Here is an 11,750-nt window from a genome sequence, read left to right as displayed (position 1 = left end):
GGCGTCGTACACGTCCTTGAGGGTCGTGCCCCGGTATTCGAGGACCACCCCCGCGTAGCGGGCGGCCACCGTGCCCTCCGGCACCTGGACGCGCGCCCCGCCCCGGGCGCCCCGGCGGACGTTGATCAGCGACTCCGACTCCAGCACCCGGAACGCCTCGCGCAGCGTCGGCCGGGAGACGGCGAACTCCTCCATCAGGGCCGTCTCGGACGGCAGCGCGTCGCCCTCGGTCAGTTCGCCGCGCACGATCATCCGGCGCAGCCGTGCCGCCACCAGCTCGGCCATCTTGGGGACCCGTACCGGCGTGTTCGCCACCGCGTCCACCTCCGCCCTCAGTGAGTGTTCTCCGGTACGAAGTACGGCAGCGCGATCTCGTCGGTGAGGGCGCGGAAGTCCACGCGCACGCGCAGACCGATGACGACGTCGTCGGGGTCGCCGGCGTCCACGTGCGTGAGCAGGGTGCCCCCGTCGTCCAGATCGACGACGGCCAGCGCGAAGGGGGTGTCGAAACCGGGGCCGGGCGCGCGGTGCACGACGGTCACCGAGTAGACGGTGCCGCGGCCCGCGCTCGGCACGTACCGCCAGTCCCGCGCCATGCATCCGGGGCAGGCGGGCTCGGGGACGAAGAAGCGCAGGCCGCAGGTCGGGCAGAGCGGGACGACCAGGTCCCCGCGCCGGGCCGCGTCCCAGAACGGCCGGGACAGCTCGGTGGGGACGGGTACCGGACGGCTCATCGCATCCTCCCGAGCAGGCTCATCTCGTAGTGCTGCGCTCCCGAGCCGGCGTTGCCGACGACCGCCAGCTCCGCGCCCTCGACCTGGTGGACCGCGGTGCCGCGCAACTGCCGTACGGCCTCGACGACCTTGAGCGTCATCTGCTGCGTCCCGTTCCAGGCGTACGACAGACAGCCGCCGTCCGGGTTGACGGGATGCTTGCCGCCGACGGCGATGGCACCGCTCGCGGCGAGCGGTCCGCCCTCCCCCTCCCCGCACAGGCCGAGGATCTCCAACTGGCGGATGATCTCGAAGGAGTTGGGGTCGTAGAGGGAGAGGACGTCCACGTCGTGCGGGCTCACCCCGGCCATGGCGTAGGCGCGGGTGGCGGCGTCCCGGCCGAGTTGCCCGACCTCCCGGTACAGCGCCGGGTTGGCGTAGGCGGCCTGGTGGTACTCCATGCCGCCGCCGAGTACGGCGACCGGCGGGTGCGGCAGGTCCCGGGCGCGTTCGGCGGTGGTCACCACGATCGCGGCACCGCCCTCGCCGACGATGCAGCAGTCCAGCAGATGGAAGGGCGTGGCCACCATGCGGGAGGCGAGCACGTCCTCGGCGGTGTACGGGCCACGCCCGTACATCATCGCCTCCGGGTTGGTGGTGCCGTTGTTGCGGATGGTGGCGGCGACCTCGGCGAGTTGCTGGGAGGTCGTGCCGTACTCGTGCATGTGCCGGGCGGCCACCAGCGCGAACTGGGCGACGACATAGCTGCCCCAGACATCGGCGAACTCCAGCGGCACACCGGACCCGACCGGCCCCGCACCACGCGAGACCAGCTTGCAGCCGCCGACCACGACCGTGTCCGCCAGCCCGGCCCGTACGGCTGCGGCCGCTTTCAGCAGACCCCGTGAGCCCGCGTTGTCGAGCATCGAGTCGCTGGTCCAGCGCAGGTCCCGGCCGAGCATCCGCGCCCAGGAGCTGCCCTCGCCGGGCACGCCGCCCGGGCCGGGCCAGTCGACCTGGGCGCCGTCGACGTCCGCCGGGGACAGCCCGGCGTCCTCGATGGCGCCGCGCACGGCTTCGAGGGCGAGGTCCATGGCGTCGCGGTGCGGGAGCGACAGTGCCTGCTCGGTGGCGCACACGCCCGCGACGACGGGCTGTCGGCCGTCCGTCACGGTCTCACCGCCCCGCGCCGAGCGTGTCGCCACCGGGGTAGCCGCCCCCGCCGAAGCGTTCGTCGAGGGCCTCGTAGTCCTTCGCGAAGTCCTTCGTGCGCGGCAGCGCGTCGACGAACTCCACCGTCTTCGGCTTCTTGTACGAGGCGATGCGCGCCCGGCAGTGCTCGACGATGTCGGCCGCCGTGACCGTCTCGGCGTCCGGGTGGAGCACCAACACGGCCTTGACGTCCTGTGCCCAGCGTTCGTTCGGCACACCGATCACGGCGGCCTCCTTCACCGCGGGGTGCGACTCGACGCAGTTCTCGACCTCGGCGGGGAAGATGTTCTCGGCCGCGGACTTGAGCATGCGGGTCGTCGTCCCGAGGAAGCTGATCGTGCCGTCGGGCTCGCGCCGGCCGAGGTCGGTGGTGTGCCACCAGCCGAAGCGGAAGCGCTCCTCGTTGATCTCCGGCCGGTTCCAGTAACCCAGGTGCACCAGGTCGCCGCGGACGCAGATCTCGCCGGCCACCCCGGGCGCGCACTCCGCGCCGGCACCGTCGAGGACGCGTACTGCGGTGAAGGGCCCCGGGCGGCCCGCGTTGCCGGTGCCCGTGCCGCCGTACGCGCCGGTGACGGCGAAGCCGGTCACCTCGGTCTGGCCGTAGCCGCGCCCCTCGCCGCCACCGTTGCGGGTGAAGCGGCTGGTGTCCGTGGGCACCGTGCCCTGCCACAGGGGTGCGGCGACGCTCGCCCGCAGCTGGGAGAGGTCGTGTCCGGCCTCGCGGTTCAGCGCGACGAGCTGGGCGATGGTCGGCGGCATCAGATAGGCGTGGGTGCACCGCTCCTCCGCCAGCAGCGGGAGCAGTTCCTCGGCGACCACGCGGCGCACGACCACGTTCTTGCCGCCGTGGACGAAGGCCGGGACGCCCCAGAACTGGTAGTTGCCGATGTGGAACATCGGTCCGGCGCCGAGGAAGGCGGTCTCGGTGCCGATGTCCCCCATCCAGGCGGCGCTCGCGCCCATGGCGAGCAGGTTGCGGTGGGAGAGCACGGAGCCGGACTGCCGTCCGGAGATCGCCGCGGTGTAGATGACCAGCAGCGCGGAGTCCGGGTCGACGTCGACGGCCGGGTCCTCGGCCGAGCCGGAGGCGAGGAACGACTCGTAGGAGTCGGGGCCCGCAGCGCTCTCGGCGTCGTGCCGCAGCCACAACGCCCGGTGGTCGCTGCCCAGTTCGGCGCGCGCCTTGGCGACGGTGTCGCCGATCTCCTCGTCCTGCCAGAACACGACCTTGGGGTCGAAGTCCTCGACCGCGAAGGCCATCTCGGGGGCGGCCCAGCGCCAGTAGCCGGGGCAGACCATCGCGCCGATCTTCGCTGCGGCGCCGAGCAGTTCCCAGATACGGAAGGAGTTCTGGCCGAGCCACAGGATCCGGTCGCCGGAGCCGACGCCCGCGTTGGTGAGGGCATGGGCCAGCCGGTTGGTGCGTTCGTCCAACTGTGGCCAGGTCGACCGGACGTCACCGTCGACGAGGGCGATGCCCTCGGGGAAGGATCTCCGGTGCTCACGGATGATGTCGCCGAACGTCAGGCGGCGGGCGGAGTTCATGCTCATGGCTCCAAAGGCTTCGGAAGGTGAGGGTCAGACGCGGCCGATGCCGACACCCTTGACGTTGATGAACTCCTCCAGGCCGGCCCTGCCGCCCTCCCGGCCGAACCCGCTGATGCCGACGCCGCCGAAGGGTGTGGCGGGCGAAGTGATCGGGTTCGGGCCCGGGTTGACGTAGACCGTTCCGGCCCTCAGACGCGGCACCAGGCGGTTGACGCGCGCGATGTCACGGGACTGGACGTAGGCGGACAGGCCGTACTCGGTGTCGTTCGCGAGAGAGACGGCCTCGTCCTCCGTGTCGAACGGGGTGATGGCGAGGACCGGGCCGAAGATCTCCTGCTGGGCGAGATCACTGCGGTTGTCTACGTCGGCGAAGACGGTCGGGGACACGAACCAGCCGTCGGAGTCGATGCGTTCACCGCCGTACACCAGTCGGCCCGCACCTCCCTCGACCGCCTTGTCGATCAGGCCCTGGACACGGTCGCGGGCGGTTTCGTCGATGAGCGGGCCGATGTACGTCGCCGGGTCGAGCGGGTCGCCGACGGGCAGGTGGGCCACGACACCGGTGACGCGGGCGACGACCTCGTCGTAGATCGGGCGCTCGACCAGCAGCCGGGTCGGCAGCGCGCAGCCCTGGCCCGTGTTGCTCATCGCGAAGGCCGCGCAGTACGGCACGACGGTGTCCAGGTCGGTGTCGGCGAAGAGCAGGTTGGCGGACTTGCCGCCCAGCTCGAACAGGACGGGTTTGAGGGTCCGGGCGGCGGTCGTCACGATGCGGCGGGCGGTGGCGGGGCCGCCCGTGAAGGAGATCTTGTCGACGCCGGGGTGCGAGACGAGGGCCTCGCCCGCGTCGCCGAGTCCGGTGACGACGTTGATCACACCGTCGGGGATACCCGCCTCGCGGGCCAGGTCGGCGAAGAGCAGGGCCGAGAACGGGGTCGACTCGGCGGGCTTGATGACCACGGTGTTGCCGGCGGCGAGCGAGGGCGGCACCTTCATCGCCAGGGACAGTGCGGGCGAGTTCCAGGTGATGATGTGGCCGATGACACCGTAGGGCTCGGCGAGGGTGTACTCGACGTTCTCGTGCGGGCTGTAGGCCGCGCCGACCATGCCCTCGATCTTGTCGGCCCAGCCGGCGTAGTACTCGGTCCACTCGGCGACATGCGGTCCGACGTTCTCCGCCCAGCCGCCGATGCAGACGCCGTTCTCCAGCGGGCAGATCGCCGCGAAGTCCGCGATGTGGTCGCGCAGGAGCTGCGCGAAGCGGGTGAGCAGCCGGCGGCGGTCGGCGGGCCGCATGGTTCCCCACACGTCGAAGGCCTGCCGGGCGGCGGCCACGGCCCGGTCCACCTCGGCGGGGCCCGCGAGCGGGATCCGCGCCTGGACCAGGCCGGTCGCGGGGTTGCGGTGCTCGTACAGGCCGCCGCTCGTGTCGGTGACGTCCTTGCCGCCGATGACGAGCCGGGGCTGCGGCAGGTCATGGGCGGCCCTGTCCTGGTGGAGCTTCACATCGACGGCGACCACGAATGTCTCCTTGAGCCGATCCCGCACATCCAGGTTAAATAGCTAACCTATTTAACCGAGGTAGTCAATGGATCGGTCAGAGCCCCAGCGAGCGTCCGACGATCTCCTGCATGATCTCGGAGGTGCCGCCGAACACCCGCTGCACGCGGCCGTCCCGCCAGATGCGGGCGATCTCGTACTCGTTGACGTAGCCGTAGCCGCCGAAGAGCTGCATACAGCGGTCGATGACCTCCCAGCCGGTCTCCGTGGTCCAGTACTTGGCGGCGGCGGCCTCCTCGGCCGTCAACTCGCCCTCGATCAGGGCCATGATGCAGCCGTCCAGATAGACCCGGGCGACGCCCAGCTTCGCCTTGATGTCGGCGAGGGCGAACCGGTTGGCCTGGAACTGCCCGATGGGCCGGCCGAACGCGGTGCGGTCCTTGGCGTACTCCAGCGCGACCCCGAAGGCCCGCTCGGCGGAGGCGAGCGCGGCGACGGCGATGGCGAGCCGCTCGGTGGGCAGGTTGCCCATCATGTGGTAGAAGCCGCGCCCCTCCTGCCCGATGAGGTTCTCGGCGGGGACGCGGACCTCGTGAAAGAAGAGTTCGGCGGTGTCCTGGGCCTTCATGCCGACCTTGTCGAGCTTGCGTCCGCGCTCGAAGCCCTCGGCGCCGCGCTCGACCACGATCAGGCTGATGCCCTTGTGCCCGGCGTCCGGGTCGGTCTTGCAGGCGACGACGACCAGGTCGGCCAGGATGCCGTTGGTGATGAAGGTCTTGGAGCCGTCGATCACCCACTCGTCCCCGTCCCTGCGGGCGGTGGCCCGGATGCCCTTGAGGTCGGATCCGACCGCCGGCTCGGACAGCGCGAGCGCGCAGATGGTCTCGCCGGCGATCACTCCGGGCAGCCAGCGGGCCTTCTGCTCCGGGGTGGTGAGGTTCATGAGATAGGGCGGGATGACGTCGTTCTGCAGGCCGAGCCCGATGCCGACCGAGCCGGTGGCCGCCATCTCCTCCGCCATGATCGCGTTGTAGCGGAAGTCCCGGATGCCCTGACCGCCGTACTCCTCCGGGAACTCCCAGCCGATGAGTCCGGCCTTGCCGGCAGCCGCCCAGGCGGCCCGGCCGACCTGTCCGTCCCGCTCCCACTCCTCGGCGTGCGGGGCACATTCCCGCAGGTAGTAGGCGCGGGCGGTCTCCCGGAACAGCTCGTGCTCCTCGGCGAAGATCGTACGGCGCATATCGGCTCCCCAATCACAGATCTCGCTTATTTAGCTGAAGTAGTTATACGATAGCGCTGATTTCGATCCGGTCCAGGGAGGACGCGTGAGCGTACGGGACAAGGTGGCACTGGTCACCGGGGCGGGGCGCGGCATCGGCGAGGCGATCGCCGACGCGCTGGCCGCCGGGGGAGCTTCGGTCGCCGTCTGTGACGTGGACGTGGAGGCGGCGGCGAAGGTCGCCGCCGCCCTCGCCGAACGGCATGGTGTGCGCGCCACGGGAGTGGGCGCGGACATCTCCGACAGCACGGCCGTACGCACGGCGGTGGAGCGGGTGACCGCCGAACTCGGCCCGGTGGACGTGCTGGTCAACAACGCGGCCGTCGACGTCATCGGCCGGTTCGTCGACAGCGACGAGGAGACCTGGGACCGGATCATCGCCGTCAACCTGCGCGGGACGATCACGATGACCCGGGCGGTGCTCGACCCGATGATCGAGCGCGGCGGCGGCCGGATCGTCCTCATCGCCTCGGACGCCGGCCGGGTCGGCTCGTCCGGCGAGGTCGTGTACTCCGCGACGAAGGGCGGCGTCATCGCCTTCGGCAAGGCCCTCGCCCGCGAGGTCGCCCGGCACGGCATCACCGTGAACAGTGTCTGCCCCGGGCCGACGGACACCGCGCTGCTCGGGCAGGTCGCCGAGTACAGCCAGAAGATGTACGACGCGACCGTGCGCGCCATCCCGCTGCGCCGCGTGGCCCAACCCGCCGAGATCGCCGGCGTGGTGGCCTTCCTCGCGTCCGACGACGCCGCCTACATGACCGGGCAGACGCTCTCGGTCAGCGGCGGCCTGACGATGGTCTGAGGGGGCGTCGTGAGCAACGTGTTGCGTGTGGAACTCCGTAACGGAATCGCCGTGTTCACCCTGGACCGGCCGGACCGGCTCAACGCGATCGGCACCGACACCGTCGAGCAGCTGAAACGGGCGCTGGAGGACGTACGCGGCGACGACGACGTACGGGCCGTGGTGGTGGCCGGCGCCGGCCGGGCGTTCTCGGCCGGCCCCGACCTCGGTGAGATCGAGTCGTTCACCACCCCGGGGCCGTTCCGGGCCTTCGTGGGGCGGCTGACCGAGGCGTACGCGCTGCTGGAGGACTTCCCCAAGCCGTCCGTGGCGGCCGTGCACGGGTTCGCCTTCGGCGGCGGGCTCGAGCTCGCGCTCGCCTGTGACCTGCGGGTGGCCGAGCGCGGCGCCCGCCTCGGTCTGCCGGAGATGAAGCTCGGCGTCCTGCCCGGCGCGGGCGGCACCCAACGGCTGCCACGTCTCGTGCCGCCGGCCGTCGCCAAGGAGATGATCCTCACCGGTGAGCCGATCGACGCCGACCGGGCCCGACAGGTCGGCCTGGTGAACGAGGTGGCCGAACCCGGCGGTGCCCTCGCCGCCGCGGAGGCCCTGGCGGCCCGGCTCGCGGCCGGCGCCCCGCTGGCGCTCGCGGCCGGCAAGCGGCTGGTCGACTACGGCCTCGGCATGGACCTGGAAGCGGCGATCGCGTACGAGCGCGAGACCGTCGCGGTGCTGTTCTGCACCGAGGACCGGATCGAGGGTCTCAAGGCCTTCCGTGAGCGCCGGCCGGGCGAGTTCCGCGGCGTGTGACAGGCATACCGACAGATGTGCCGGCATCCCAACAGATCTGGAGGTGGGCCGTGCGGCCACTGGAAGGCGTTTCCGTCGTCGAACTGGGCATGTGGGTGGCGGCCCCGGCCGCGGCCACCATGCTCGCGGACTGGGGTGCGGACGTGGTGAAGGTGGAGGCACCGACCGGTGACCCGAACCGGTACACCCTCCGGCACGTCGGCCAGGACATCGACAGCGCGCCACCGTTCGAGACCGACAACCGCGGCAAGCGCGGAATCGTGCTCGACCTGCGCTCGGAGGACGGCAAGGACGTCCTCGAACGGCTGCTGGAGCGCGCCGACGTCTTCGTCACCAACCTCCGTCCGGGCGCCCTGGAACGGCTGGGCCTGGCGCCGGACGAGCTGCGGGCCCGCCATCCCCGCCTTGTCGTCGGCACCTTGACGGGCTACGGCTGGACGGGGGCGGAGCGTGACCGGGCCGGTTACGACGTCTCCGCCTTCTGGGCCCGGCCCGGTATCGCCGCCATGCTCAACCCGGCCGGCGAGCCGCCGCCCGGCATCCGTCCCGGTCTCGGCGACCGTACGGCCGCCGCCAATCTGGTGGCGGGCGTGCTGGCCGCGCTGCTGCGCCGGGAGCGCACCGGCGAGGGCGGCGTGGTGGACGTGTCGCTGCTGCGTTCCGGGACCTACGCCAACGGCAACGACCTCGCCCTGCAGAACTTCTTCGGCAGGCGCGGCCGTACCCGGCACCGCACCGAGCACGAGTCCCCGCTCTACAACTGCTACCGGGCCGCCGACGACCGCTGGTTCTGGCTGGTCGGCCTTGAAGGCGGCCGGCACTGGCCCGGCGTCGTCAAGGCACTCGGCCGCGAGGACCTCTCGGACGACGAGCGGTTCGCGACCGGTAAGGCCCGGCGCGGCCACGTACGCGAGCTGATCGCCGTCTTCGACGAGGAGTTCGCGCGCCGGCCGCTGGCGGAGTGGGCGGAGCGGTTCGACGCCGAAGAGGTGTGGTGGGCGCCCGTGCAGAGCCTCGCCGAGGTGGCGGCCGATCCGCAGGCGGAGGCCGTGGGGGCGTTCGTCGAGCAGCCCGGTATGGGCGACGCGCCACCGCTGCGGACGGTGGCCACGCCGGTGAGCTTCTGGGGTGTGGACGACAAGCCGCGCGCCGGCGCGCCGACGCTCGGCGAGCACACCGACGACGTACTTCGCGAACTCGACTGAAATCGACGTACTCCGCGAACTCGACTGAACTCTCGTATCCAGGAGGCAGGACGTGGGCATCCTCGACGGCAAAGTGGCCATCGTGACGGGTGGCGGAAGAGGCCTCGGCCGGGCGCACTGCCTGGCCCTCGCCGAGGTCGGCGCGACCGTGGTCGTGAACGACCTCGGCTCGGGCGTGCACGGCGAATCGACCGGCGACTCCCCCGCCGACGACGTGGTCGCCGAGATCACGAAACTCGGCGGCCGGGCAGTCGCCAACCATGCCTCGGTGACGGACTGGGCGGCGACGGAGGCGATGGTCGCGGACACCGTCGCGGAGTTCGGGCGGCTGGACGTCATCGTGAACAACGCGGGGATTGTCCGCGACCGCATGCTGTTCTCGATGACCGAGGCCGAGTTCGACGCCGTGATCGCGGTGCATCTGAAGGGCACCTTCGCCCTCACCCGGCACGCGTGCGCGTACTGGCGGGAGGCGTCGAAGCGAGGTGAGCACGTCACGGGCCGGGTCATCAACACGACGTCCGGGACGGGCCTGTTCGGCAACCAGGGACAGTCCAACTACGGTGCCGCGAAGGCCGGAGTCGCCGGGCTCACCGTCCTCACCGCCCTGGAGATGCGCCGCTACGGCGTCACCGCGAACGCCATCTCGCCGATCGCGGCCACCCGGATGACGGACGGACTGGACGTCGGCGCGTCCCTCCGGGCGAGCGCCGACTTCGATCCGCGCGATCCCGCCAACGCCTCCGGGGTCGTCGTCTACCTGGCCTCCGACAGCGCGGCCTGGCTGACCGGCCAGGTCCTGCGCATCGAGGGCGACCGGCTGAACCGCCTCCAGGGCTGGACCGTCGCCGCCGTCCACCCCAGCGAGTCCGGCAGAGCCCTCACGTACGACGAACTCGTCGACGTCGTCCCCCAGTTGTACGGCGTCGCGCCCGCCGGACGGGCCACGGGGGCCGGACAGTGAGGGGCCACGACACCGCGGCTCTCGTCCTGCGCGCCACGCTGGGCCCGATGCTCTTCGCGCACGGCTGGAACAAGGTCAACGGACCGGGCGGGCTCCAGGGCACGACGGGCTGGTTCGAGGCGCTCGGCCTCGAACCGGCCGAGGTGCACGCCCGGATGGCGGCGGGGACCGAGATGGCCGCGGGCGTGGGCATCACCCTGGGCGCGGCCGGCCCCCTCCCCGCGGCGGCGGCCATCGGCCTGATGACCGTGGCGGCACGGACCGACCACCGCGGCAAGGGCTTCTTCGTCTTCAAGGGCGGCTGGGAGTACGCCGGAGTCGTGGGCGGCGCGGCCGTCGCACTGGCCGCGCTGGGCAACGGCAGGTACTCCCTCGACCGGCTGCTCCCCGGACGGCAACGCACGGGCGTCGGGCCCGCGTTGCTGGCCGCCGGGCTCGGCACGGTGAGCGCGGCGGCGCTGCTGGCCGCGTGCTACCGGCCGGAGCGGAAGCCGGACGAGCCACAAACCGATCAATCAAGGTAACCAGGGCTATCAGGGAGTCGACATGGACGCGGCTGACTTCAGCGCGGTGCTGTCCGAGGTCCGGCGTTTCGTCCGGGAACGTGTCGTGCCGCTGGAGGCGGAGATCGACGAGAAGGACGAGATGCCCGCGGACATCCGCGAGGCGGCCAAGCAGATGGGTCTGTTCGGCTTCGCGCTGCCCGAGGAGTACGGCGGGCTGGGGCTGTCGATGTACGAAGAGGCCCAGTTGATGTTCGAACTCGGGTACACGACCCCGTCGTTGCGTTCCATGTTCGGGACGAACAACGGCATCGCGGGCCACGTCCTGATGGTCGGCGGCACGGAGGAACAGAAGACGCGGTGGCTGCCGAGGATCGCCTCCGGTGAGGTACTGGCGTCGTTCGCGCTCACCGAGGCCGAGGCCGGGTCCGACCCGTCGACCCTGACCACCCGCGCCCACCTGGACGGCGACACCTGGGTGATCAACGGCGCCAAGCGGTACATCACCAACGCCCCGCTCGCCGATGTCTTCATGGTCTTCGCCCGCACCGACCCCGACGCCCCGCGCACCCGCGGCATCTCGACCTTCCTGGTCCCAGCCGGCACTCCGGGCCTCACCGTGGCCCCCAAGGACCACAAGATGGGCCAGTTCGGCGCCTGGACCGCGGACGTGTACTTCGACGACGTACGCGTCCCGGCCTCCGCCCTGGTCGGCGGCGAGGACGGCCTGAACCGGGGCTTCGCCACGGCGATGGGCTGCATCGCGCACGGCCGGGTGCACATCTCGTCCCTCTGTGTGGGCATGGCCGAGCGGCTGGTGGACGAGTCGGTGGAGTACGCCCGCACCCGCCGCCAGTCCGGAAAACCCATCGGCTCCTTCCAACTCGTCCAGGGCCTGATCGCCGACTCGATGACCGACTACTACGCCGGCCGGGCCACCGTCCTGGAGGCCGCCCGCGCCTTCGACGCCGGTACGGACACCAAGATCGGCCCGTCCTGCACGAAGTACTTCGCCAGTGAGATGGTCTGGCGGGTCGCGGACCGCGCCGTGCAGATCCACGGCGGCGCGGGCTACATGCGCGGGGTCGCGGTCGAGCGCTTCTACCGGGACGCCCGGCTGTTCCGCATCTACGAGGGCACGAGCCAGATCCAGCAGGTCATCATCGCCAAGGCGCTGCTGGGCGAGGCGGCGCGCGGCTGAACAGTACACAGGGGGAGGCCCCGGGGTTCGT

12 protein-coding genes are annotated in these 11,750 nt (G+C 71.4%); 6 read left to right on the top strand and 6 right to left on the bottom strand.

Going from position 1 to position 11,750, the window contains the following annotated elements:
• The 6 genes from ACFU53_RS42195 to ACFU53_RS42170 form a co-directional block, all read right to left on the bottom strand.
• Positions 1-315 (bottom strand): FadR/GntR family transcriptional regulator (locus tag ACFU53_RS42195; RefSeq protein ID WP_384005081.1); only part of this gene is annotated, 315 nt, incomplete at its 3' end.
• Positions 316-332: 17 nt separating this feature from the next.
• Complete coding sequence (locus ACFU53_RS42190) at positions 333-734, bottom strand: Zn-ribbon domain-containing OB-fold protein (RefSeq protein ID WP_384005080.1); 402 nt, start codon at positions 732-734, stop codon at positions 333-335.
• Positions 731-1,885, bottom strand: a complete 1,155-nt coding sequence (locus ACFU53_RS42185) for a thiolase family protein (protein ID WP_384005079.1) — start codon at positions 1,883-1,885, stop codon at positions 731-733. The genes ACFU53_RS42190 and ACFU53_RS42185 overlap by 4 nt, the downstream gene beginning before the upstream one ends.
• 4 nt (positions 1,886-1,889) lie before the next feature.
• Positions 1,890-3,479, bottom strand: coding sequence for an AMP-binding protein (locus ACFU53_RS42180; RefSeq protein ID WP_384005077.1), 1,590 nt, complete (start codon positions 3,477-3,479; stop codon positions 1,890-1,892).
• Positions 3,480-3,506: 27 nt separating this feature from the next.
• On the bottom strand, positions 3,507-4,997 hold the full coding sequence (locus ACFU53_RS42175; RefSeq protein WP_384005075.1) for an aldehyde dehydrogenase family protein: 1,491 nt from the start codon (positions 4,995-4,997) through the stop codon (positions 3,507-3,509).
• 76 nt (positions 4,998-5,073) lie between these two features.
• Positions 5,074-6,216 (bottom strand): acyl-CoA dehydrogenase family protein, encoded by a 1,143-nt coding sequence (locus tag ACFU53_RS42170; RefSeq protein ID WP_384005073.1) that lies wholly within the window; start codon positions 6,214-6,216, stop codon positions 5,074-5,076.
• A gap of 85 nt (positions 6,217-6,301) precedes the next feature.
• Between ACFU53_RS42170 and ACFU53_RS42165 the strand changes: the two genes are divergently transcribed.
• From ACFU53_RS42165 to ACFU53_RS42140, 6 genes are read left to right on the top strand one after another with little or no spacing between them, the layout of a single operon-like run.
• Positions 6,302-7,057 (top strand): SDR family NAD(P)-dependent oxidoreductase, encoded by a 756-nt coding sequence (locus ACFU53_RS42165; RefSeq protein WP_384005071.1) that lies wholly within the window; start codon positions 6,302-6,304, stop codon positions 7,055-7,057.
• Between the two features lie 9 nt (positions 7,058-7,066).
• Positions 7,067-7,846: an enoyl-CoA hydratase/isomerase family protein gene (locus ACFU53_RS42160; RefSeq protein ID WP_384005069.1), complete on the top strand. Its 780-nt coding sequence runs from the start codon at positions 7,067-7,069 to the stop codon at positions 7,844-7,846.
• Between the two features lie 50 nt (positions 7,847-7,896).
• Positions 7,897-9,051: a CaiB/BaiF CoA transferase family protein gene (locus ACFU53_RS42155; protein ID WP_384005067.1), complete on the top strand. Its 1,155-nt coding sequence runs from the start codon at positions 7,897-7,899 to the stop codon at positions 9,049-9,051.
• 52 nt (positions 9,052-9,103) lie between these two features.
• Positions 9,104-10,015 carry an SDR family NAD(P)-dependent oxidoreductase gene (locus ACFU53_RS42150; RefSeq protein WP_384005065.1) on the top strand — a complete coding sequence of 304 codons (912 nt, stop codon included), beginning with the start codon at positions 9,104-9,106 and terminating at the stop codon, positions 10,013-10,015.
• Positions 10,012-10,539, top strand: coding sequence for a DoxX family protein (locus ACFU53_RS42145; RefSeq protein ID WP_384005063.1), 528 nt, complete (start codon positions 10,012-10,014; stop codon positions 10,537-10,539). The genes ACFU53_RS42150 and ACFU53_RS42145 overlap by 4 nt, the downstream gene beginning before the upstream one ends.
• Before the next feature lie 22 nt (positions 10,540-10,561).
• On the top strand, positions 10,562-11,719 hold the full coding sequence (locus tag ACFU53_RS42140) for an acyl-CoA dehydrogenase family protein (protein ID WP_384005061.1): 1,158 nt from the start codon (positions 10,562-10,564) through the stop codon (positions 11,717-11,719).
• Positions 11,720-11,750 lie beyond the last annotated feature (31 nt).

It is taken from the genome of Streptomyces sp. NPDC057474, assembly GCF_042802555.1.
In the GTDB taxonomy this organism is placed as follows: Bacteria; Actinomycetota; Actinomycetes; order Streptomycetales; family Streptomycetaceae; genus Streptomyces.
Note: the sequence above shows the minus strand (reverse complement) of the source record. Positions and strands in the feature narration are given on the sequence as shown.